We start from the raw sequence: 22,644 nt of genomic DNA, 5'->3' as shown, positions 1-22,644 counted from the left end.
CAGTTGTGAATGGCACCGCCGCAGTCTTTCCGGCTTGCTGGTCCCCGTGCTAACAATTTCTTAACGATCAAGCCGACTGGGGTATCCGGTATGCTGACACGACGTCATTTCATCTCGACCACTGCCGCGCTCTTCTCGACGCCGATTACCGGCGCGATGGCGCAGACCTCTCCGAATTCAAGCTGGGCGGCGTGGGACGCCCAGGTGACGCCCGCGAACTACAACCCCGCGACGTCGAACCCCTGGGGCCTGCACCCGAGGTTCCTGCCGCAGGTGGTTGAAACCAACCGGAACCTTCCGGCGGGCAACCTGCATGTCGATGCGGTTGCGCGTTATATCTATTACACGCAGGGCGACGGCTCGGCGCTGCGCTATGGCGTGGCGATTGCCAAGGGCAACCTCTACGAGCCCGGGACCTACGCGATCCGGCGCAAAGCGAAATGGCCGCGCTGGACGCCGACACCGGAGATGATCCAGCGCGATCCGGGCACCTATGCGCAACATGCCGACGGGATGCCGGGCGGTCCGTCGAACCCTCTCGGGTCGCGGGCGTTCTACCTCTACGAGGGCGGGCGCGACACCCACCTGCGGATCCACGGCAGCCCCTATCCCAGCTCCATCGGCGGGCGGGCAAGCTCCGGCTGCGTCCGCATGGTGATGGCGCATATCATCGGGCTGTACGACAAGGTCTCGCCGGGAGCGACGGCCTATCTCTATCGGCCCGAAACCTACGTCTCGGCCAGCAGCTAGGGCACAGGGCCCCGGGGCGTTCTAGGACGTCCGGGGCGTGCAGATCGGCCGCCCGTCTGTCGTGCGCAGCGGCAGGTAGGTCGTCTCGACCGGCCCGACGTACTTGTACCAGTAACATCCATCTTCCGGCATGATCCGGACCGCCTGGAGATTCTGGTTGGGCGCCGCCATCGCGACCACGGATTCCGGCAGGTTGGTGATGAAGCCCGCTTCGCCGGAGCCTTGGGTCGTGGTCATCTCGGTGCAGGCGCCGGTCAGCAGCAATACCGCCAAGAATTTGAATTTGTTCGAATAAAACACTCGGTGCCACCCGCTTTCTTGTGCAAGTCGGTAGCTGTCATATTGGCACCACGTCGGGCGTCCCGCAATGTTCAAGACCGGATGGGCCGGTGTAATCCCGACATCTGTTGCAGGGTGAGGCTTTTCGGCGGCATTCGCGGGCGCCCGGTCAAACAGGGGCGACCGGCGGGACACCGCCACTGGCACGCGGTGGGCGATCACACTTCTGTCTGGAACACGCAAAACGTGCTAAGATCAGGTTTATTACCACAATTATTACTAGTTAATGGAGAATGAAATGCGCGGTACGGCTCTAATTGCGTTCCTACTCGGCACGGCGGCAACGACTGCACAGGCGGATTGGTCCGGCGGATACATCGGTGGCCAACTCGGCTATGCCTACAGCGAATTCGACCTCAATGTGAGTGACTTTGACGGCGACAGCGTGATCGGTGGTTTCACTGCCGGTTATCTCTGGGATCTCGGGGCGAGCTGGTATGTCGGCCCCGAATTTCAGTACGACTGGGCCGACATTTCGGTCACCGACCCGGACACCGGTGACTCTGCCGATTTCAACGAGATCGCCCGCCTGAAAGTGATCGTCGGCTACGAACTGGCCAGCGGCGGACTGATGTACGGCAGCGTCGGCTATGCCTATGCCAGCTTCGATGGCGTCGACACCTTCTTTGACGGTAGCAGCGACAGCTATGTCCTCGGTCTGGGCTACAGCTGGATGGTGAACGACAACTGGGCCCTCGGCGCGGAATACCTCTATCACTCGTTCGACGGGATCGGCGACGGCGGCGGTGATGTCGACGTGAACGCGATCTACTTCAAGGCGGTCTACCGCTTCTGATCGGCGCACCCCGGGCCTCCGGGGTGTCCTCCTGACACTGGCCCATCCGGACCCGCGCCAGCTGCGCGGAGCTCAGGAAAAGCTTTGCGACAAGGCCTGCGAGGCCGCCGGGACAGCCTCGGCGGCCGTATCGGTGTCGAGTTCCTCCAGCGCGACAACCCCGATCGAGAAGTCGAGCCCGGCGAAGCCGTCGCCGGGCAGGTGCACGGCGCTGGAAACCCCGATGGCGCCCCGGTGCAACTGGCCCCGGGTGATGCTGTAGCCGTGTTCGCGGGCAAAGCGGATATCCTCCGAATCCGACTCCTGCGCCGGGCGTGTCGCAAGGATCGCGATGCCGGCGGCGCCCCGGTCGATGGGGTGCCGGGTGCCGACACGGTAATGGATGTTGATCGTCGCCTCGCGGGGTTCGGCGGTGAGGGCAACGACGCATTCGTTGCCCTCGGCAATCGAGAGAAAGGCGGTGGCGCGGGTCCGTTCCGCCAGTTCTTCGAGCACGGGACGGGCCATCGCGCGGACGCTGTCGGCGGTGCGTGCGCCCAGCAGGTAGGCCCCGGCGCCCAGCACGATCCGACCGTCGCTGAGGCGGCGCACCATGCCGTGGTCGGCCAGGGTCGCGATGATCCGGTAGGCGACCGCGCGGTGGAGGTCGAGCCGCACCGCGAGTTCGGCCGCCTTGAGGCCGCCCGGTGTCTTGGCGATCAGGAGCAGGGCCTCGATGCCGCGCTCCAGCGTCTGCAGTTTGCCATTGGACATCGTCTGGCGGTTCTCCCTCGTGCTCCCCTCTCGCCATAAGCAACATTCCGGGCCGAAACTCAACGGTCTGTCTCACTATGTGGACATTTTGTAACTATATTAGCAATTGATTGTCCGATATTCGTGACATAGAAGGGGAATCGTTCATCGAGATCGAGAGGAGGCGACGCGATGGCTGATACTGCCCAGTCTTCGACGACCAACCCCGGAACCTGCCCGTTCACCGGGGCAGGGGCCCAGACCGCGGAACAGCGCTGCCCTGTCACCGATCCGGAGGCGATGGCGCGTGACTTTGACGCCTTCGAAGGACCCTATCAGCTTGACCCGGCCGAGGCGCTGCGCTGGTCGCGTGACCAGCTGCCCGTCTTCTACTCGCCCAAGCTGGGGTACTGGGTGGTCAGCCGTTACGATGACATCAAGGCGGTCTTCCGCGACAACATCCTGTTCTCGCCCAAGAACGTGCTGGAGAAGATCACGCCCGCCACGGACGAGGCGATGGCGATTCTCAAGAGCTACGACTACGCCATGAACCGTACCATGGTGAACGAGGATGAGCCCGCCCACATGGAGCGCCGCCGCGCGCTGCTGGACCACTTCCTGCCCGAGAACCTCGAAAAGCAGCAGGACATGGTCCGTCGCCTGACGCGCGAGAAGATCGACGAATTCATCGACAGCGGCCGCGTCGACCTTGTCGAGGCCATGCTTTATGAGGTGCCGCTGCTGGTGGCGCTGCATTTCCTTGGCGTGCCCGAGGACGAGATCGCCACGCTCAAGACCTTCTCCGTTGCGCATTCGGTCAACACATGGGGCAAGCCCTCGGACGAGAAGCAGGTCGAGGTCGCGCATGACGTGGGCCGGTTCTGGCAGTACGCGGGCGAGGTCATCGAGAAGATGCGCGCCCAGCCCGACGGGACCGGCTGGATGCATCACACCATCCGGATGAACGCCGAGATCCCCGAGGTGGTGACCGACAGCTATGTCCACTCGATGATGATGGCCATCATCGTGGCGGCACACGAGACCACGTCGCTGGCCTCGACCAACATGTTCAAGACGCTGCTGACCCATCGCGAAGCATGGGACGACATCTGTGCGAACCCCGCGCTGATTCCCAACGCGGTCGAGGAATGCCTGCGGTACGCCGGGTCGATCGTCGCTTGGCGGCGGCAGGCGACGGCGCCCGCCAACGTGGGCGGGGTCGATCTGCCGGAGGGGGCCAAGCTGCTGATCGTGCAGGCCTCGGGCAACCAGGACGAGCGGCACTTCGAGGATGGCGACACCTTCGACATCTACCGCGACAACGCGGTCGATCACCTGACCTTCGGCTATGGCGCTCACCAGTGCATGGGCAAGAACATCGGCCGGATGGAGATGCGGATCTTCCTTGAAGAGATGACGCGCCGCCTGCCGCACCTGCGGCTGGCCGAGCAGGCGTTCACCTATCTGCCGAACACCTCGTTCCGGGGGCCGGATCACCTGTGGGTGGAGTGGGACCCGGAGCTGAACCCAGAGCGGTCCGACCCGGCGACGCTGAAATCGCGCCGTCATTTCGAGGTCGGTGCGCCGTCGCGCCGGGATATCGCGCGCAACGTGCGCGTGGCGGAGGTGCGCCGGGAGGCTGAAGGCATCCTTGGTCTGACGCTTGAGGACGCGCAGGGGCGCCCGCTGCCCAAGTGGAGCGCAGGGGCGCATATCGAGCTCTGCGTCGGCGACTTCGACCGCAAGTACTCGCTCTGCGGCGATCCCGAGGCCGAGACCTATCAGGTCGCGATCCTGCGGGAAGAGGCGGGGCGGGGCGGGTCGCGCCATATCCACGAGACGCTCAAGGCCGGGGCCGAGATCCGGCTGCGTGGTCCGTCGAACCTGTTCCGGCTGGACGCTGCCGCATCGCATTACGTGCTGGTCGCGGGCGGTATCGGGATCACCCCGATCCTCGCCATGGCGGACCGGCTGAAGGCGGAGGGCAAGAGCTATGAGTTGCACTACGCCGGGCGGTCGAAGGCCACGATGGCCTTCCTCGACCGGGTTGCCCGCGATCACGGGGCGGCGCTGACGCTTTATGCCGACGATGAAGGCAGGTTCATGGACCTTGCCGGGATGGTCGCTGGGCTGGGCGAGGCGGCGCAGATCTATTCCTGCGGGCCCAAGGGCCTGCTGACCGCGCTGGAAGACCTGACTACGGATCTGCCGCAGGGCACCTTCCACTTCGAGCATTTCAGCGGCGGGGCCTCGGGCCTCGATCCCGAGAAGGAACAGGCGTTCGAGGTGGAACTGGTCGACTCGGGCATGGTGGTACAGGTCGGCGCGGACACCACGCTGCTGGATGCCATCCTTGCCACCGGGATCGACGTTGCCTGCGACTGCCGCGAGGGGCTGTGCGGTTCGTGCGAGGTGGCCGTCGTCGAGGGCGAGATCGACCACCGCGACATGGTGCTGACCCGCGCCGAGCGGGCCGAGAACAAACGTGTCATGACCTGCTGTTCGCGGGCCAGGAACGGGGGGCGGCTCAAGCTGTCGCTCTGAGCCACCGCCGCCATTGAATCTTCGACAAACAGGGAGGACCCGATTGATGTCGCTTACCAGAAAACTCTCCGCCGGTGTGGCCGTTGCCGCCACGATGGCAACTGCGGCGCAGGCCGAGACCACGCTGAAGATCAGCCACTATTTGCCGGCCGTGCACGGCATCCATACCGATTTCATCGAGCCGTGGTCCAAGGAGGTTTCCGCCTGCACCGATGGCGAGATCAAGTTCGAGATCTCTCCCGCAGGCACCCAGCTGGGCAACGTGGCGCGCCAGCAGGAACAGGTGATGGCGGGTGTCGTGGACATCGCCAACGGCCTTACCGGCATTCCGCGCGGCCGCTTCCCGCGGACCTCGCTGATCGACATGCCCTTCCTGACGGACGATGCCGGCGCGGCCAGCAACGCCCTGTGGGAAATCTACCCGGATTACCTTGCCGAGGAATACAAGGGCCTCAAGGTACTCGCGCTCTACGCCCATAACGGCGGGCTGCTGCACACCAGCACCAAGAAGGTCGAGACCATGGAGGACATGAAGGGCCTGCGTATCCGTACGCCCAGCCCGGCCGTGTCGGAAATGCTCTCCTACCTTGGCGCCGACCCTCAGGGCCTGCCGCCGGGCGAAGTGTACGAAAGCCTTCAGCGCGGAGTGATCGACGGGACCGTGTTCCCGTGGGATCCGGTCAAGAGCTTTGGCCTGAACGAAGTGCTGAAGTACCACCTCGACCTTGGCGCCTATACCGTGTCGTTCTTCTTTGTCATGAACCAGCGGTCCTATGACAAGCTGAGCGACAAGGCCAAGTCCTGCATCGACCAGTACTCGGGGGCGGACCTCGTTGCCAAGTTCGGCGACTGGTGGGACGCATGGGATGCGCCGGGCCGGCAGGAAGCCGTCGACGCGGGTCACGAGATCACCGAGCTGTCGGACGAGGAACGCGCGCGCTGGAAAGAGGCGCTGGAGCCGATGATGGCGAACTACCTGCAAGAGGTTAAGGACGCCGGGGTCGACAACGCCGACGAGATCTACAAGGCCCTGCAGGACAGCATCGCGGCCTACGAGGAAGCGCACAAGGAATGAGCCACGCAGGCTCTTGAACTTCGCTCCGGTCCGGGTTCTGACCCGGGCCGGAGTTTTCATGAACGGGGAGGGACTCGTTGAAACAGATTGCAAGACTCTCGCGCGGGCTGATCTACGCGCTGGCCGCCCTCGGCGTGGCCGCATATGGCGCCGCGGCGGTGGTGACGGTGGTCGACGTCATCGGACGGCGGCTTGGCTACCCGATCGAGGGGGTCGTGGACCTCGTCCAGCTATTCGTCGTCGGCGGTGCGTGGCTGGTGATGCCCTATGCCTTCCTCTCGGCGGCCCATGTCGGTGTCGATTTCCTGATCGGCCTGATGCCCGCCGCCCTGTCCGTTCCGTTGAAAATCTGCGCCGCCGCGCTTTCGTTCGGACTGGTCGCGATCATGTTGTGGCAGGGCTACCTGACCTTCGAGACCCGCACGATGTTCGGCGATAAGTCGCAACAGCTTGGCATTCCGATCGCGTGGTACTGGTATCCGCTGCTGATCGGCCTGCTGATCTCGCTGGTCGCCATCGTGGCGGGCCTGATCGCTTCCCTCAAGACGGAGTTGAGCCATGAGTGATCCCGTTCTCGGCCTTCTTGGCTTTGTCGCGGCGCTGGGCCTGATCGCGCTCGGTCTGCCCGTCGCCGTGTCCATGGGCGTGATCGGCGCGCTGGGCTACTGGTATCTGAACGGCTGGATGGGCGTTGCCTACATCATGGGGTCGAGCCCCTTCGAGTCGATCTTTCCCTATACTCTCTCGGTCATTCCGCTGTTCGTGATGATGGGCGTCTTCGCCTCGCACGCGGGGCTCTCGCGGTCGCTCTTCGACGTGATCAACTCGTTCATCGGACACCGCAAGGGCGGGCTCGCGATCACCACCGTGGGGGCCAGCGCCTTTTTCGGGGCCATCTGCGGCTCGTCGCTGGCGACGGTGGCCACCATCGGGCGCGTGGCCCTGCCCGAGATGAAGCGGCACGGCTACGACCCGTCGCTCTCGACCGCGACCGTCGCGGCGGGTGGCACGCTTGGGGTGCTGATCCCGCCCTCGGTCCTGCTGGTGATCTACGGGCTGCTGACACAGAGCTCGATCGGCCAGCTGTTCATCGGGGCGCTGGTGCCGGGCATCCTCGGCGCGTTGCTCTATGCCGGGGCGATCATGGTTCAGGTGCGGCTGAAGCCGGAGATGGCGCCGCGGTCCGAGCGGTCGAGCTGGGGGGACCGGGTCCGCTACCTCGGGCAGGTCTGGCAGGTCGTGCTGCTGTTCGCCGTGGTGATCGGCGGGATCTACGCCGGCTGGTTCTCTCCCACCGAGGCGGCTGCGGTCGGGGCGGTCGGTGCTTTCCTGCTGGCGCTGTTCTCGGGCGAGCTCAACCGCAAGACGCTTGGCGCGTCGGTGTTCGAGACGGCGGGGCTGACGGGGATGATCTTCTTCATCCTGATCGGTGCCTCGCTGTTCAACTTCTTCCTCGAGAACACCGGTCTGCCGCAGTTGCTGATCGAGCAGATCCACAGCTCGGGCCTCGGGCCGACGTCGGTCATGGTGCTCATCCTCGTGTTCTACATCGTGCTTGGCTGCTTCATGGACTCGATGTCGATGATCCTGCTGACGGTGCCGCTGCTGGCGCCGGTGGCGCAGGAGCTCGACTTCAACCTTGTGTGGTTCGGCATCATCGTCGTCACCGTGGCCGAGATCGGGCTGATCACGCCGCCGATCGGGATGAACCTCTTCGTGGTTCAGGCCACCACCGACGACGTGTCGCAGGGCACGGTGATCCGGGGCATCTTTCCCTTCATCCTGGCCGACGTGGTGCGCCTTGCACTGCTGGTCGCCTTCCCGGCGTTGGTGCTCTGGCTGCCCGGACAGGCTTTCTGATCAAGACGGGTATTCTGCTCGGGATGGGCGGCGGAGCGTGCTCCGCCGCCCTTATCTTTCGCCCCGCCGGTAGGGCTGCATGAGCGCCTGCGGCACGCTTGCCCGGCGCGCCATCACGATCAGCGCGACGATGGACAGCACGTAGGGCAGCATCAGGAAAAGCTGGTAGGGCACGCCCTCGACCACGGTTTGCAGCCGCAGCTGGAAGGCGTCGAAGAAGGCGAAGAGCAGCGCGCCGAGCAGGGCTCGGCCCGGGCGCCACGAGGCGAAGACCACCAGCGCCACGCAGATCCAGCCACGGCCCTGGATCATCGTCGGGAAGAACGAGTTGAAGGCCGCCAGCGTCAGGAAAGCGCCGCCCATTCCCATGAGCGCCGACCCGGCCATGATGGTGCCGATGCGCAGCCAGATCGGGTCGATCCCCTGCGCGTCGACGGCGTGGGGGTTCTCGCCCGCCATGCGGATGGCGAGGCCCAGCGGCGTCCGGTAGAGCACCCAGGCCAGCAGGGCGACCAGCACCAGTGCGAGGTAGGTCGGAGCGGTCTGGTGGAACAGAACCGGGCCGACGAAGGGAATGTCTGAAAGGACCGGCACTTCGAGCGGGCGGAAGGGTTCAACCGTCGGGGGGGACGAGGAGGTCGGGATCGCGAGGCGGAAGACGTAGTAGGAGAAGCTCGACGCGAAGAGCGTGATGCCAAGGCCCGTGACATGCTGGCTGAGGCCCAGCGGCACCGTCAGCAGCGCGTGCAGAAAGCCGAACATGGCCCCGCCGAGGGCGGCGGCCACCATCCCTGTCCAGAGATCGCCCCCCGAGTAGACCGTCAGCCAGCCGATCATCGCGCCGAAGGTCATGATCCCCTCGATGCCGAGGTTCAGTACGCCCACCCGTTCGCAGAGCAGCACGCCGAGGGTGCCGAGGATCAGCGGCGTGGCGATGCGCAGCACCGCCTCCCACATGCCGACCGAGCCGAGGATATCGAACAGAACGCTCATCTGCGGACCCTGTATTGCGCGAGGAAGATCGCCACCAGCATGGTCAGCAGCGACAGGGCGACGGTGACGTCGGCGATGTAGGATGGGATCGACAGGGCGCGCGACATGCTGTCGGCCCCGACGAACATCACCGCCGAGAACAGCGCCGCGGCAATCACCCCGATGGGGTTGAGATTGGCCAGCATCGCGATGACGATGCCGGAATAGCCGTAGCTCGGCGAGAGGTCGGTGGTCACGTAGCCCTTGACCCCCATGACCTCGATGGCGCCGGCAAGGCCCGCGAGCCCGCCGGAGAGGCAGGCGACCGCGATCAGCGTGCGGCCGAGGGGTACACCGGCAAAGGCGGCGGCGCGGGGGCTCAGGCCCGCCGCGCGGGCGCGCATGCCGAAGACGGTCCGTGATTGCAGCCACCAGACGAAGATCGCCATGCCGACCGCGATCAGAAGCCCTGCGTGAAGCCGCGAGCGGTCCATCAGCTTGGGCAGGACCGCGTGGTCGGGCACCGGGACGGACTGGGGCCAGCCAAAGGCCAGCGGGTCCTTCAGGACGCCCTCGATCATCAGCGAGACGAAGAGCACGGCGACGAAGTTCAGCAGGAGGGTGGTGACCACCTCGTCAACACCGAACTTGAGGCGCAGGCCGAGCGGGATCAGCAGCAGGATCATCCCGGCCACCGCGCCGACGACGAGGCAGGCGACCATGACCATCGGACCCGGCAGGGCGGCAAAGGCGGGGATCATCCCCAGCGCGGGCACGGCCAGCGCGCCGAGGTAGAACTGGCCCTCGCCCCCGATATTCCAGAGCCGGGCGCGGAAGGCGACGGCGGCGGCAAGGCCGGTGAGGATGAGCGGGGTCGCGCGCGTCAGCGTTTCGGAGAACCCGAGGCGCGAGCCGAAGGCGCCTTTGAGGATCAGGGCATAGGCGCGGAAGGGGTTGGCCCCGGCAATGGCGATCAGCACCCCGGCAACCACGAGCGCGGCCAGGATCGCGCCGATGGGGGCAAGCACCGTGACAAGGCGCGAGGGATGGTCGCGTCGTTCAAACCGCATGGGACGCCTCCGCCTCGATCGCCGCAGCGGCTGTCCAGTCCCCGGCCATCATCAACCCCAGAAGCTGTGCGTTGGCACGCTCGGGCGGGATCGCGGGCGAGAGCCGCCCGTTGACGATGGCGCAGATGCGGTCGGAGAGGGCGACGACCTCGTCGAGGTCCTCGGAGATCAGAAGGACCCCGGCGCCGCGCCCGCGCGCTTCGAGCAGGCGTTCGTGGACCCCGGCGATGGCGCCCTCGTCCAAGCCACGGCTGGGCTGGGCCGCGACGAGAATGTCGGGTCCGGCCTCGAGAACGCGGCCAAGGATCAGTTTCTGCATGTTGCCCCCCGAGAGCAGCCGGATGCGGCCATCGACGCTGGCCCCGCGCACGTCGTAGCGGTCGATGATGGCCTGGGTCGCGGCGCGTGCCGCGCCGCGCCGCACCACCCCGCGCGACGAGAAGGCGGGCGACCAGATGCGTTCCAGCACGGTGTTTTCCCATGTGGCCATATCGCCGATGGTCCCCTCGGCGTTGCGATCCTCGGGAATGCGTCCGATCCCGGCGGCGATGGCGTGGGGGACGTCGTGGACCTGAACCGGCTGACCGTCGACCAGGAGCGTCCCGCCGTCGGGGGCGTAGAGCCCCGAGACCAGCCCGGCGAGCGTGGTCTGGCCATTCCCCGAGACGCCGATGATGCCAAGGGTCTCGCCCGCGCGCAGGCGAAAGCTGATCCCGTGCAGGGACGCGCCGCCCTTGCCGGAGAGGCTCAGGTCGATGCCTTCCAGCAGGACCTTGCCCGGTGTCGCGGGGGGACGGGCCGGGCGTTCGACCTTGCGGCCCACCATCAGTTCGGCGAGCTCTTCCTTGTTGGTCTCGGCGGTGCGCCGTTCGGCGACGACGCGGCCATGACGCAGCACCACGACCCGGTCGGAGGCCGACATCACCTCGTGCAGCTTGTGGCTGATGAAGATGAGCGAGAGCCCGTTCGAGGTCATCTGCCGGAGCGTGGCGAAGAGGCTCTCGGCCTCCTGCGCGGTCAGCACGGCGGTGGGTTCGTCGAGGATCAGGATGCGGGCATCGTTGTAGAGCGCCTTGAGGATCTCGACCCGCTGGCATTCGCCCACCGAGAGTTCGGAGACGCGGGCATCGGGGTCGACCTTGAGGCCGAATGTCTGCGAGAGCTCGACCAGCTTGCGCCGCCCCGCCGCGCGGTTGGAGCGCAGTTTCCACAGCGGCTCGGTTCCGGTCATCACGTTGTCGAGCACGGTCAGGTTCGGGGCCAGCGCGAAATGCTGGTGCACCATGCCGACCCCCGCCCGGATCGCGGCGCGCGACTTGCCCGGCGGCAGGTCCTGCCCTTCGACACGTACATGGCCCTCGTCGGCGGTGTAGTGGCCGAAGAGGATCGACATCAGGGTGGTCTTGCCCGCGCCGTTCTCGCCCAGCAGGGCGACGATCTCGCCCCGGTCGAGGTGGAGCGACACATCCTCGTTGGCGGTGACGTGGCCGAACCGCTTGGTGATGCCGGAGAGTTCCAGAACGCGGGTCATGCGGCGCCTCCGAAGAGCGGGATCGGGTGGTGCCAGCGGCCCTCGGCCTCGAGCATCGCACCGAGGGCGAGCAGGCGCAGGTCGCCGCCCGGGGGCGCGATCAGCTGGACGGGCAGGGGCAGTCCGGTGTCGTCGGCGCCGAAGGGCAGGGTCAGGGCCGGGGCGCCGGTGACATTGGCCAGCGCGGCGAAGGGGGCGAAGGTATCCATGCGTTCGATCTGAGTGGCGGTGTCACGGTGGTCGGTCGGGAATGCCCCAAGTGGCGGCGGCGGTCCAGAGAGCATCGGGGTCAGCAGCACGTCGACCCGGTCGAACAGCGACCAGAGCTTGTAGGCGGCGCCCGCCGCGCCCTCGGTCGCCGACCAGAGTTCGCTGGCGGACATCGACTGACCGCGTTCGATGAAGGCCTGGGTCAGCGGCTCGGTCAGGGACGCATCGAGGCCGGAGGCGACGAGCGTTGCGAGGTTGGCAGCGATGATCCGCTCGAAGGCGCGGGCCGAGGCGCGGCGGATCGGCGTAAGCTCGGTCGCGGCGATGTCGATGACCCTATGCCCGGCGGCCTCGAGAGACGCTGCGGCCTCGGCCAGCGCCGTGGTGCGGGCCGGGTCGATGCCGAGGGTGTCGGTCAGCAGCCCGATGGTGAAGCTCCCCTCGGTCGGCAGGTGCTGCGGGGCAGGGGCAGGGCCGCGCGCGTCGCCGGTGAGGCAGGGCCAGAGTGCCTGAGCGTCGCGGATCGTGCGGGTCACCGCGAATTCGGTGGCGATGCCGCCGAGGTGGTTGCCGAAGCCGGGGCCGCCGGGGATCGCCCCGCGCGAGGGTTTCAGCCCGACGAGGCCGCAGCAGGCGGCGGGCACGCGGATCGAGCCGCCTGCGTCGGTGGCGTGGGCCAGCGGCACGATCCCGGCGGCCACCGCTGCCGCGCTGCCGCCCGAGGAGCCTCCGGCGCTAAGGCTCGTGTCGAGGGGGTTTCGGCAGAGGGGGCCGATGGCGGGCTCGCTTGATAGCGAGAGGCCGAACTCGGGCACCGTGGTCGCGCCGAAGGGGCGGAAGCCTGCCGCGCGGAAGCGGGCGGCGAGGTCGCTGTCGGAGGCGCCTTTCATCCGCGCCAGTGCGGCCGAGCCTGCGCGCATCGGGATGCCCGCGAAGGGGCCGCCGAGGTTCTTGATCAGCAGCGGCACGCCCGCGAAAGCGCCACCGGTGGCGGCGGGCGGGTCCTCGTCCATCAGCCAGCAGACCGCGCCGAGGTCTTCCGTTGCCGCGGCGCGTGCGCGGGCGGCGTCGAGGGCGTCCTGCGCGCTCAGCTCTCCCCGGGCGATGGCCGTGGACAGGGCAACGGCGTCGGTGAACTCCATCGCGGCGCTCATGCGTCAAGACCCCGCCCGGATGCCGGGCGGGGTCTGATCATTGTCGTGGACCTTACGGGCATTCGCCCTCAGGCCGGTTCGTCGAAGTTGCGCGGCACCTCGAACTCGCCTGCCTTGATGGCGGCGCGGACCTCTTCCATCTTGGCCACGGCCTCGGCCGGGGCGACGCCATCGACATAGTTGATGTCGTTGCCGCCATCCTTCATCAGGCTCAGCGGGGTATAGTTCTTGGCCACCGGGTTGCCGCCGGTCGCATCGGCCAGCGCCGCGTCCAGCAGCGGGCGGAAGGACCAGAGTGCGTTGGCAAAGATCGTGTCGGGGTAGCGCGGGGTGTAGTCGATCAGCGACCCGATCGCCTTGATGCCGCGCTCCTGCGCCGCGTCGGCGGTGCCGATGCGTTCGCCGAAGAGGATGTCGGCGCCGCTGTCGATCTGGGCCAGACCAGCCTCGCGTGCCTTCGGCGGGTCGAAGAAGGTGCCGATGAAGGAAACGACGTGCTTGACGTCCGGGTTCACCGCCTTAACGCCGTCGGCGAAGCCGTTGATCAGCATGTTGACTTCGGGGATCGGGATCGCGCCGACCGAGCCGACGGTGCCGGTCTTGGTCATGGCACCGGCCAGCATCCCGCAGAGATAGGCCGCTTCCCAGTTCCAGGTGCCGAAGACGCCGAAGTTGTCGCCCGCTTCCTCGCCGGAGGAGCCCATGAGGAAGGCGGTGTCGGGGTAGTCGCCCGCGACCTGCCGTGCCTCGCGCTCGACCGCGTAGGATTCGCCCACGATCAGGACGTTGCCTGCCTCGGCATATTCGCGCATCGCGCGGGGGTAGTCGGTGCCGGAAACGCCTTCGGAGAAGGTGTATTCGATCACGCCTTCCTCGTTCGCGGCGACCATTGCCGCGTGCAGGACCGAGTTCCATGCGTTTTCGACCGGGGAGGCGTGGATGCCGGCGACCTTCACCGGGCCACCCTGCGCGCGCAGGATCGACGGGGCGAAGAGCGTGGAGGCGCCGATTGCGGCGCCGGTGCCCAGCAGGCGGCGGCGGTTGATGAGAATGCGAGTCATCCGGTTTTTCCTTGTCCCTGTGTGCCCGGGACAGCCCCGGGCGGTGTTGTTGCCCTTAGATCGGCCTGGCGAAAGGAGAGCACGTGCGGGCCATCCCGTGTCAAGACAGCCGCCGGTTCGCCGCCTGCCCCACAGGGGGCATCTGCCTTGTTATTGAGCAAATTTCTGACCAAATGGTCAAGTGATCCCTTGGCGGTGCCGGAACGAGTGCGAGAGGGGGCGCAGCGCATTTGCGAGTGGCGCGGGCGCGGGGTTTCGGGGCAGAAAGGCCGGGCAACACCAAGCTTGGAAAGTTCCCGGAATGATCGACCTCAAGACCTTTGAAAACCTCGCCGGAGTGGATGTCGGTGAATTTGCGCTCAAGCCGACCTCGCTGACCGAGGGGCAGAAAGAGGCCGCGGCCGACCTCTGGACCTCGGCGGATGGGTATACCCATATCGGCGTCTGGGAATGCACCCCGGGCCGGTTCACCGCCGACCGGTCGGCGGGTGGCGAGTACTGCCACATCATCTCGGGGAGGGCGTCGCTCAGCAATGCGGACGGCAGCGGCACGCGCGAGGTTGGCCCGGGCGATCTGCTGGTCCTGCCGCGCGGGTGGACGGGCGAATGGGTCATCCTTGAACACATCCGCAAGCTCTATGTGATCGACACCACTCCGGCCGCCTAGGGCGGATCGGACGCGGGGCGGCCCGGTTCGGGCTGCCCTACTGCGGGCGCATCAGGGTCTGCAGGAGGTCGAACTTGACCCGGTTGGCGCTGAGCATCCGGAAGAAGGCGATCAGCACATTGGTCGGCCCCTGCAGGCGCCCAAGGGCGGTGAGGGCGGCCACCAGCGTGCCTACGTCGCTGCGGCCCTCCAGCACCAGCCAGCCGCCCAGCAGCAGCACCGTGACGGTGCCCGCGCCGCCGATGGCGCTGAGCAGGAACTTGGTGGAGAGCTTCCATTTGTAGATGCTCTTGCGGGTTCCGTAGATGCTGTCGAAATCGGCCAGCATCTCCTGCTCGACCGCGTGCAGATCTTCCGCCGTCAGTTTGTTGGTCGCGGCCCGCAGGCGCCGGACCCGCTCGCCCACCAGCCGGTTCACCTGTCGCTGGGTGACGACGACGATGATGATCTGGGGAATGATCATCGCCAGTGCCACGATGCCCAGCCTCGGCTGGGTCGCCGTCACGAAGCCGATGACGCTGATCAGGGTGCCGATCTGCATGATCGGTTCCGAGAAGGCCGAGCCGACGAAACCGCCGATCTCTTCCGCCTCGGCGGATATCGCGGTCGAGAGCGTTCCGGCCGAGATCGGCAGGTTGCTGTCTTCGCGGGTGCGGGCCGATGCGACCAGCCGCTGACGGATGGTGCGGACCACGTCCTCGCCCAGCAGGCCCGAGCTGTAGCCGAGCACCCATTTCAGCGCGAGGCTCAGAAGGATCACGCCGAACATTCCCGCGCCGAGGACCAGCACGGGGCCGAGGTCTCCGCTGCCGCCGCTCAGCATGTTGATGATTTTCTGCTGGAACTTGAGCGGGGCCGCCGCCAGTGCCGCAATGGCGAAGGACAACAGGATCAGCAGGATCTGGCGTCGTCCGGTAAAGCGCCAGATCACGGAATAAAGATGCAGCATCAACGACCCTCGTGGCAATCCCGGCGAAATGACCGGCCTGCGACGAGAGTGGCAATTATCCCTGTGCGGGTAAAGCGCCGCGCGCGCAATTCGGGATGGGGCGTATTGGTAGACGCCTAAAGGAAACAGGGTGGGGGCGAAGCCTCGGGGTTCCGGGTATTGGAGCGTTCCCGGTTTCACTGTCTCGGGTTCCGGGAAAAGAGATTGCCGAATAGAGACCGCGACGGGCCGGTGGGCGGTTAGCCGATTTCGCTTTGAGCTTGAACTCTTCGGTGTCACTATCCCCTTGCTTGCATTCTAATTAATTTATCTCCGAAGAGGTTTCAGATGGAGAATATCAAGAAATATGCGGCGGAATTTATCGGAACCTTCTGGCTCACGCTGGGCGGTTGCGGTGCCGCGGTCCTGGCGGCCGGGTTCCCCGAGGTGGGAATCGGTCTGCTCGGAGTCTCGCTCGCCTTTGGGTTGACGGTCCTGACCATGGCCTATGCCATCGGCCACGTCTCGGGCTGCCACCTGAACCCGGCGGTTACGGTGGGTCTGGCGGCGGGCGGGCGGTTCCCCGGGTCGCAGGTTCTGCCCTACATCATCGCGCAGGTTGCCGGGGCCATCGTGGGGGCCGCGGTGCTCTACGCGATTGCCAGCGGGGTGCCTGAATTCGACGCCGCCGCCTCGGGCTTTGCGGCGAACGGCTATGGTGAGCACAGCCCCGGGGGCTATTCGATGACCTCCGCCTTTCTCTGCGAGGTGGTGATGACTGGCATGTTCCTGTTCATCATCATGGGCACGACGCACGGGCAGGCGCCCGTGGGCTTTGCCCCGCTCGCCATCGGCCTTGGGCTGACGCTGATCCACCTGATCAGCATTCCGGTCACCAATACCTCGGTGAACCCCGCCCGCAGCACCGGGCCCGCGCTCTTTGCCGGGGCATGGGCGATCAGCCAGCTCTGGCTGTTCTGGCTCGCGCCGCTGATCGGGGGCGCCGTTGGCGGTATCGTCTACCGCTGGCTCAGCCCGACGCCGATGGGCATTGTCGAGGGCGGTGTGCCGAGCCGGTAACCGGCTGACTGCCACCTGGCGCGGCCCGTCCAGGGCCCCGCCCTGCAGACGCCCGGGGCCGTGCCATCGGCCCGGGGCAAGGAATGTCCAACAGAAGGTCCGAAGGAATGCGTTTTCTCGTCTCAGTTCTTGCCTATCTGGTCGCCAACGCGGTTGGCCTGCTGCTTGCCATCATCCTGCTCGACGGGTTCCGGGTGGGGTTCGCGGCGTTCATCGTCGCGGTGGTGATCTTCTGCGCGGTTCAGGCCGTGGCGGAGCCGATGCTCAAGAAGGTCTCTGCCAAGAACGCGCCGCAGCTGATGGGCGGTATCAGCCTCATCACCATCTTTCTGGGGATCTGGATCACTTCGCTGCTGGTCACCGACATGGAGATCGGCGGGCTGGCCAACTGGCTGGCGGCGACCCTGCTGATCTGGATCGGCAGCCTGATCGCCAGCTTCCTGCTGCCGGTCTATGTCTTCAAATCGCTGCGCGAGGGCGAGGGCTGATCCGGCCTTCGCTGCGGCTCAGAGGATCCACTCGATCGGCAGCCAGCCGATGATCATCACCAGCGCCCGCTTGACGATCCCCACATGCGGGTCCTTCGAATAGCGGGCGACCACCGCGCCGTTGGCGTTTCTCTCGATCCACTCCAGCCGCCCGTTGTCGTCCCGGTCAACGCGGTAGGCAAAGCCGGAATTGTCGAGCGTGTCGGAGAAGGTATTGGCGATGCCGGGGCAATCGATCATCAGGCCCATCTCGGTGTTGAGCCGGGCCGAGCGGGGATCGAGGTTGTAGGAGCCGATGAAGATGCGCTTGCGGTCGAAGGAAAAGACCTTGGCGTGCAGGCCCGAGGCCGAACCGGCAAGGTACTCCGGCAGGCTGCGCTCGGGCCGGTCCTCGCGCATGGCGCGCAGTTCGTAGACATCGACCCCACCGTCGACCAGCCGGCCCCGGTAGCGCGCATAGGCCGAATGCACCGGCAGCACGTCGGTCGCATCGAGCGCGTTGGTCAGGACGCGGACGGCGACGCCGGAGATGGCCAGCCGGGTCAGGACCTCGGTGCCGTTCTCGCCGGGGATGAAGTAGGCCGAGACGAGGTCGAGCGACCGTTCGCTCTCTTCCGCCGCCGCGATCAGCTTGTCCACGATGATCTGCTCGTCGGTGGCCAGGCCCAGCCCCTTGATCGGGTCGTCGACGAAAAGGGTCGCCGCGCCCCATTCGAAGGGCAGGTCGCGGGCGGCGATCCGTTGCGCGAGGTCCGTGTCGTGCACGGCCTTCTGATAATCCCGGCCCGTCTCGGAGTCGCGCGCGGTGGCGGCCAGCGACGCGATCTGCGGGTCGTCGGGGACATCCTCGCCGATCACGCGCTCGGCGGCATAGGCCGAGCCGCTGTTCCAGTAGGCATCGAAGGCGTCCGAGACATCCTCGACGATGGGCCCCACGGCGATGGTGTCCACGTCGAAGTAATGGGTGCCCTCGCCGTAGGCGAAGTAGATGTCGCCGATGTTGCGCCCGCCGACCACGGTTGCGATGCCGTCCACGGTCAACGACTTGTTGTGCATCCGCCGGTTCAGGCGGCGGAAATCGAAGAGATAGGACAGCAGCTTGGGGCGGCGCAGGGTGAAGGGGTTGAAGATGCGGACCTGCGCGGTCGGCAGCGCGTTCAACTCGGCCACCAGCCCGTCGAGGCCGGGAATGCCGTTGTCATCAAGCAGCAGCCGCACCCGGACGCCGCGTTCGGCGGCGGCGCGGAGTTCTTCCAGCAGCATCAGCCCCGTCGTGTCGTCCTGCCAGATGTAGTACTGGGCGTCGATCGAGGTGTTGGCCTCGCGTATGAGGATGGCGCGGGCGGCAAAGGCGGCCCGCCCGTCCGCCAGCGGACGGAACCCGTTCAGCCCGTCGTGGAGGGCGAGCGCCGGGGCGACGGCACGGCCCAGCGGGCCCTCCCAGTCGGGGCCCTGATGGGTGGTTCGTGACGCGAAATTCTCGTCAGGAAGCGGGAAGAGCAGCTTGAGGCCGACATAGGCAATGACAAGCGCGAGGCAGATAAACAGCAGCATCTTCTTCATTGTCGAACTTCGTTAGGTCAAAAGCAGTGTGCCGGAACCGCGTCTCGATATCGGGCGCGGAAGAGCGTGAAAATTCCGGACGGCGGACCGCCCGGCTTCAGGATTACAGCAGAATGCGTGATCTGCGAAGAAATTCGGGCACATACCCGGCAAGTGAGGCTTCTATGCCCCTTATCTTGCGGCCCGGTGCGGCTCACTCGGCCTGACGCCGGAAGCGGACGAGCGCGAGGTCGTTCTCGTTCGACAGGACGAGGAGGTCGCCGTTCAGGGTATAGCGTGCGGTTTTCGAGACCGCGTCGAGGACGTCGCTCTCGAGCCTTGAGAGGGTTTCGGGGCAGGCCTTCATGGTGCCGGCAAAGGGGCGGGGGAAGGCGATCGTGCCCTCGCCGAGGTCGGCCTGACCCGCGAACATGTTGCAGCCGGCGAAAAGGCTGACCGCGCCTGCCTCGTCGATTGCGAAGGTCGGCGGGGTTTCCGAGATCAGGGCCCGGCCGCCGATCTCGAACGCCTCCCAGACCGTGCCGGTCATGCCATCCTCGACGGGCGCGGTGGTGGCGGGATCGGCCGCCATCTGCAGCATCACCTCGACCTTGTCCGACGCGCCCCGGGTCAGGACGGGATAGGCGGTGGTCGTCCGGAACAGCACCCGGTTGCCGGCGGTGATGCGGGCGGCGACGGTGTAGGTAAAGCGCTGGTCGATGTCGGCGGGATCATAGGCGAGCTGGGTCGAATAGGGGACACCGCTGATCGGTTCCTGCTTTGACGCGAGGGTGATCGAGGGAGCGTCCGCCCGGGAGACGTCGAGCAGTTCGACAAGGACCTCGGCGTTCGGGGGGAGCATGATGCGTTCGCGGAAGAACACGGTCACGTCGATGGTGGCCGTCTGCGCCTGCGCGGTGCCGCGCCAGAGCAGCCCGGCGGCCAGGCCGGAGAACAGGGTGCAGACGCCCCTGCGGTTGAGGCGGGTGATCCCGTGTGACTGTTTCATGTTCCTAGCGCTCCTGTTCTGGTCACTTCGTGCGGGTCCGTGGCGGCAGGCCCGGCACCCTTCGGACTCGCCTGCAGCTTAGTCGAGTTTGGCCCGGTCGTCCCATCTTGCGTGGTCTGTTTGATGAGGGCCGTCGCAACTAGGGATTGTGTCTTGTCGGTTCGCCGCCTGAGGGGATTGGCCCCTGCGCGTGTGGCCGTGACGGACAGCCACTGGCTGAAGGAAGCGGAAACTGTTCCCGCGGGGGTTGGGCCTTGTTCTGTTGGGCCGAAATGGGGTGCGGTGGCTGTTCTGAATGCAGGAAATACTCCGGAAGGAGTAGCTAATATGTATGATTGAGGCGGGCAACTGTTTTCAATTCATGGATAAGGTAATTGTTAATTGTCGTCTATATGGTGGTCTGGCGGGAATATATTGGGTGGAGTTGAGGTCGGATTTCATCATCTTGTTTTCGAGAATGACAGTATTGTAAATGCGGCGGAATTTTGCCGACAGGGCAAATAAATAAGGACGGGTTCGGCGGGTGACATGCTACCGTCTGAAAGGGATGGGAAACCGCTGAATAGCAAGGGAGAATCATCGTGAAAATTCTACGTACATCTATTGTTTTGATTGGTTTGTCGCTGGCTTCCTCCGCCGCCTTTGCGGATGAGGTCATTCCCTCCGAGGACGAGGTCTTTACCAAATGGGGCGATGCCGCCGGCTGGTCGATCTATATCGACAAGACCCGCAATTCCTGCCTCATGCAGAAATCGAACGGGACCGATGCGATCGTTCAGATCGGGCTCTCGGAGAGTGACAAGTTTGCCTATCTCGGCGTGTTCGGGAAGGTCGCTCCGGAAGTGCGTGCACGTCATTCCTCGGGCGATACCGTCCTGATGATCGACGACATGCAGTTCAAGGGCAAGCTGCGCGGCTGGAACTCGGAAAACGCCGATTATCACGGGGCCTACGTCCAGACCAAGGACCTCGGCATTGCCGAGGATGTGATCCAGCGGGCGGAAGTGGCGCGCGAAGTGATCGTTTTCCCGGACGAGCAACTGAGCTTCAGCGTCAGCATGTCCGGCAGCGCCGAGGCGCTGGAAGCGGCCAAGAAGTGCTTTGCGGAGCAGCGCTCCTGACAGGGCAGGGCCCGTCCCCTGACTGAACCAAGATGCCGGGCCGGTTGCAGAGATGCACCGGCCCTTCCCTTGTCCGGCGGGAGCCGGGACCGGGCGTGTCAGTTGCCCGAGCCTCCACTGGTCAGGGGGGCGGGGCCGATGTCATCCGTGCCCAGATCGACCTGCCAGGCATAGCGCAGCTGATAGCGCACGGTCAGGTCATACTCGGGCCCGAGGATTTCCTTGACGACGGACCGGAAGGGCGTGTTGCGCAGCTGGGACGGCAGCAGCTCGGAGGGCGACGCGACCCGGTAGGTGGCGTCGAGCGGCAGGTCGACGATGGCCCAGACCTCGGCCTGTTTCTCTCGTGCGCGGACATCGACGCGGATGATCTCGACCGGCACGTCCTCGGCCCATTCGCGGATGCGGTTCGCAAGCGCGGCTTCGGAGCGCGTCTCGGCATAGCGGTAGTAGGTGGTCGAGGAGAGTTGGGCGAAGATGGCGAGGAGGAAGATCACCGCCATCGCCAGCCCGACCGAGAACCGGCGGCGGCGCTTGGTCGAGGTCAGCAGCAGCTTGCCCGCGCCGGTGGCGAGGTAGACGAGGCAGGCCGAGAGGATGATCGCCCCGAAGTTGGTGGCAAAGAGCAACATCGCCTCGTAGGCGCGGTCGAACTCGTGGAAATAGAGCAGGATGCCGACCGAGGAGAGCGGCGGCACCAGCGAGACGCCGATGGCGGCGCCCGGCAAGAGACTGAGTTCGGATTTCTGGATTTGCACGTAGGCCCCCGCCAGTCCCGCGGCGAGCGCGATGACGAGATCCTCGGCCCCCGGGTCGGTGCGGCTCAGCACCTCTTGCGGCAGGAGGACGCCCTTTGGGTAGTCGGCGAACCAGACGATGACCCAGGCGATGCCGACACTGACCGAGGCAGCGGACCACACGATCAGGATCAGTCGCAGGGCGCGTTCGATCCAGCCGGTCACGATGGCCGCTGCGATGCCGAGGATCGGGGTCATCAGCGGAGCGACCAGCATGGCGGCGATAATCACCGCGCCGGAATTGCGTAGCAGACCCATCGTTGCGATGATCACGGAAAGGGCGAGAAGCATCGCGAAGCGACGCCAATAGATCAGTCGGTTCGCACCCTCGAAGCGGATGATCTCCTTGACCGTGCTAAAATTGCGTACAGCCATAGTCTATTCTTGATAGAGGCCCCGAAATGCGGGCCGGGTTGCCGTAGCTTGAATGTTAGGCGCAACTCGCTGATCTGCATACCTGATTCGTGCAGGGTGCGCGTTGGGTCTGACGTCAGGCGGTGGGTTGATCCGCCTTCATGTGGACCGAGGCGACCCGCGCGGGGCCGTTGCCGAGGACGGTGATCATGTGACCCTTGCCGTCGAGGTCGTCCATCACGATCATGTCGCCGGGTCCGAACTCGCGTTGGCCGCCGTCGCTGGAGGTGAGGCGCAGCAGGCCTGAGAGGCAGAACGCGAGTTGCCGATGCGTCGAACGCTCCTGCGGCCCCTCGTAGCCCGCCGGGTACTCGACCACCACGCAATGGGTGCATTTCATCGGGGCCGAGATGCGGGGGAATCCTTCGAAGCCGTGATCCGGGTATCGCAGGGTCAGCGTGTAGTCTTCGAAATGGCTTTCCCCCTGTGGGCCGCTGACGATCTGCGTGATTTCCATGACCTGCCTTTGAATGTCTTTCGGTAACTATGCCCCTGATCTTGGAC

22 protein-coding genes are annotated in these 22,644 nt (G+C 65.8%); 10 read left to right on the top strand and 12 right to left on the bottom strand.

The features are described 5' to 3' along the window. The first annotated feature begins 90 nt into the window (after positions 1 to 90). The gene (locus DDT93_RS23735; protein WP_109468402.1) at positions 91 to 750 is read left to right on the top strand and encodes a L,D-transpeptidase; all 660 of its coding nucleotides are present in this window, start codon (positions 91 to 93) and stop codon (positions 748 to 750) included. Positions 751 to 771: 21 nt separating this feature from the next. Here DDT93_RS23735 and DDT93_RS23730 read toward each other — a convergent pair whose 3' ends face one another. After that, positions 772 to 987: a hypothetical protein gene (locus DDT93_RS23730; protein ID WP_232825552.1), complete on the bottom strand. Its 216-nt coding sequence runs from the start codon at positions 985 to 987 to the stop codon at positions 772 to 774. A gap of 340 nt (positions 988 to 1,327) precedes the next feature. Here DDT93_RS23730 and DDT93_RS23725 point away from each other — a divergent pair, with 340 nt between their 5' ends. Continuing rightward, positions 1,328 to 1,885, top strand: a complete 558-nt coding sequence (locus tag DDT93_RS23725; protein WP_157960272.1) for an outer membrane protein — start codon at positions 1,328 to 1,330, stop codon at positions 1,883 to 1,885. A gap of 72 nt (positions 1,886 to 1,957) precedes the next feature. Here the strand turns inward: DDT93_RS23725 and DDT93_RS23720 are convergent, their stop codons facing one another. Continuing rightward, on the bottom strand, positions 1,958 to 2,638 hold the full coding sequence (locus DDT93_RS23720; protein WP_109468399.1) for an IclR family transcriptional regulator: 681 nt from the start codon (positions 2,636 to 2,638) through the stop codon (positions 1,958 to 1,960). Positions 2,639 to 2,809: 171 nt separating this feature from the next. Here DDT93_RS23720 and DDT93_RS23715 point away from each other — a divergent pair, with 171 nt between their 5' ends. The 4 genes from DDT93_RS23715 (at position 2,810) to DDT93_RS23700 (ending at position 8,096) form a co-directional block, all read left to right on the top strand. Continuing rightward, entirely contained in the window at positions 2,810 to 5,161 is a 2,352-nt protein-coding gene (locus DDT93_RS23715) for a cytochrome P450/oxidoreductase (protein WP_109468398.1), read from the top strand. A 46-nt stretch (positions 5,162 to 5,207) separates the two neighbouring features. After that, positions 5,208 to 6,236, top strand: coding sequence for a TRAP transporter substrate-binding protein (locus DDT93_RS23710; RefSeq protein WP_109468397.1), 1,029 nt, complete (start codon positions 5,208 to 5,210; stop codon positions 6,234 to 6,236). 77 nt (positions 6,237 to 6,313) lie between these two features. Beyond that, a complete protein-coding gene (locus DDT93_RS23705) occupies positions 6,314 to 6,802 on the top strand; it encodes a TRAP transporter small permease (RefSeq protein ID WP_109468396.1) in 489 nt (162 codons plus the stop codon). Continuing rightward, a complete protein-coding gene (locus tag DDT93_RS23700) occupies positions 6,795 to 8,096 on the top strand; it encodes a TRAP transporter large permease (RefSeq protein WP_109468395.1) in 1,302 nt (433 codons plus the stop codon). The genes DDT93_RS23705 and DDT93_RS23700 overlap by 8 nt, the downstream gene beginning before the upstream one ends. A 51-nt stretch (positions 8,097 to 8,147) precedes the next feature. Here the strand turns inward: DDT93_RS23700 and DDT93_RS23695 are convergent, their stop codons facing one another. The 5 genes from DDT93_RS23695 to DDT93_RS23675 form a co-directional block, all read right to left on the bottom strand. Then, positions 8,148 to 9,089, bottom strand: a complete 942-nt coding sequence (locus DDT93_RS23695) for an ABC transporter permease (protein WP_109468394.1) — start codon at positions 9,087 to 9,089, stop codon at positions 8,148 to 8,150. Next, entirely contained in the window at positions 9,086 to 10,138 is a 1,053-nt protein-coding gene (locus tag DDT93_RS23690) for an ABC transporter permease (RefSeq protein ID WP_109468393.1), read from the bottom strand. The genes DDT93_RS23695 and DDT93_RS23690 overlap by 4 nt, the downstream gene beginning before the upstream one ends. Beyond that, positions 10,128 to 11,669 (bottom strand): ABC transporter ATP-binding protein, encoded by a 1,542-nt coding sequence (locus DDT93_RS23685; protein ID WP_109468392.1) that lies wholly within the window; start codon positions 11,667 to 11,669, stop codon positions 10,128 to 10,130. Before DDT93_RS23685 ends, DDT93_RS23690 begins: the two co-directional genes overlap by 11 nt. Further along, the gene (locus DDT93_RS23680) at positions 11,666 to 13,033 is read right to left on the bottom strand and encodes an amidase (protein WP_109468391.1); all 1,368 of its coding nucleotides are present in this window, start codon (positions 13,031 to 13,033) and stop codon (positions 11,666 to 11,668) included. Before DDT93_RS23680 ends, DDT93_RS23685 begins: the two co-directional genes overlap by 4 nt. A 68-nt stretch (positions 13,034 to 13,101) precedes the next feature. Further along, positions 13,102 to 14,094 (bottom strand): BMP family protein, encoded by a 993-nt coding sequence (locus DDT93_RS23675; protein ID WP_109468390.1) that lies wholly within the window; start codon positions 14,092 to 14,094, stop codon positions 13,102 to 13,104. Between the two features lie 301 nt (positions 14,095 to 14,395). Between DDT93_RS23675 and DDT93_RS23670 the strand changes: the two genes are divergently transcribed. Then, positions 14,396 to 14,761: a cupin domain-containing protein gene (locus tag DDT93_RS23670; RefSeq protein ID WP_109468389.1), complete on the top strand. Its 366-nt coding sequence runs from the start codon at positions 14,396 to 14,398 to the stop codon at positions 14,759 to 14,761. A 37-nt stretch (positions 14,762 to 14,798) separates the two neighbouring features. On the opposite strand, the gene DDT93_RS23665 is transcribed toward DDT93_RS23670, so the two are convergent. Continuing rightward, complete coding sequence (locus tag DDT93_RS23665) at positions 14,799 to 15,710, bottom strand: ABC transporter transmembrane domain-containing protein (protein WP_109468388.1); 912 nt, start codon at positions 15,708 to 15,710, stop codon at positions 14,799 to 14,801. A gap of 327 nt (positions 15,711 to 16,037) precedes the next feature. Between DDT93_RS23665 and aqpZ the strand changes: the two genes are divergently transcribed. Together aqpZ and DDT93_RS23655 are read left to right on the top strand one after the other, a co-directional pair. Next, positions 16,038 to 16,769, top strand: a complete 732-nt coding sequence (gene aqpZ, locus DDT93_RS23660; protein WP_109468387.1) for an aquaporin Z — start codon at positions 16,038 to 16,040, stop codon at positions 16,767 to 16,769. Between the two features lie 107 nt (positions 16,770 to 16,876). Next, positions 16,877 to 17,257 (top strand): phage holin family protein, encoded by a 381-nt coding sequence (locus DDT93_RS23655; RefSeq protein ID WP_109468386.1) that lies wholly within the window; start codon positions 16,877 to 16,879, stop codon positions 17,255 to 17,257. A gap of 18 nt (positions 17,258 to 17,275) precedes the next feature. On the opposite strand, the gene DDT93_RS23650 is transcribed toward DDT93_RS23655, so the two are convergent. Together DDT93_RS23650 and DDT93_RS23645 are read right to left on the bottom strand one after the other, a co-directional pair. Next, entirely contained in the window at positions 17,276 to 18,820 is a 1,545-nt protein-coding gene (locus DDT93_RS23650; RefSeq protein ID WP_109468385.1) for a phospholipase D family protein, read from the bottom strand. 193 nt (positions 18,821 to 19,013) lie between these two features. Beyond that, positions 19,014 to 19,808, bottom strand: a complete 795-nt coding sequence (locus DDT93_RS23645; RefSeq protein WP_109468384.1) for a YbaY family lipoprotein — start codon at positions 19,806 to 19,808, stop codon at positions 19,014 to 19,016. A gap of 581 nt (positions 19,809 to 20,389) precedes the next feature. Here DDT93_RS23645 and DDT93_RS23640 point away from each other — a divergent pair. Then, a complete protein-coding gene (locus DDT93_RS23640; protein ID WP_157960271.1) occupies positions 20,390 to 20,929 on the top strand; it encodes a hypothetical protein in 540 nt (179 codons plus the stop codon). A gap of 98 nt (positions 20,930 to 21,027) precedes the next feature. On the opposite strand, the gene DDT93_RS23635 is transcribed toward DDT93_RS23640, so the two are convergent. Continuing rightward, positions 21,028 to 22,101 carry a DUF389 domain-containing protein gene (locus DDT93_RS23635; protein WP_109468382.1) on the bottom strand — a complete coding sequence of 358 codons (1,074 nt, stop codon included), beginning with the start codon at positions 22,099 to 22,101 and terminating at the stop codon, positions 21,028 to 21,030. A gap of 115 nt (positions 22,102 to 22,216) precedes the next feature. After that, entirely contained in the window at positions 22,217 to 22,597 is a 381-nt protein-coding gene (locus tag DDT93_RS23630; protein WP_109468381.1) for a cupin domain-containing protein, read from the bottom strand. Positions 22,598 to 22,644: the final 47 nt, after the last annotated feature.

This window comes from Albibacillus kandeliae, assembly GCF_003116585.1.
In the GTDB taxonomy this organism is placed as follows: Bacteria; Pseudomonadota; Alphaproteobacteria; order Rhodobacterales; family Rhodobacteraceae; genus Albibacillus; species Albibacillus kandeliae.
The sequence above is the reverse complement of the archived record's forward strand: the minus strand, read 5'-3'. Positions and strand labels throughout refer to the sequence as shown.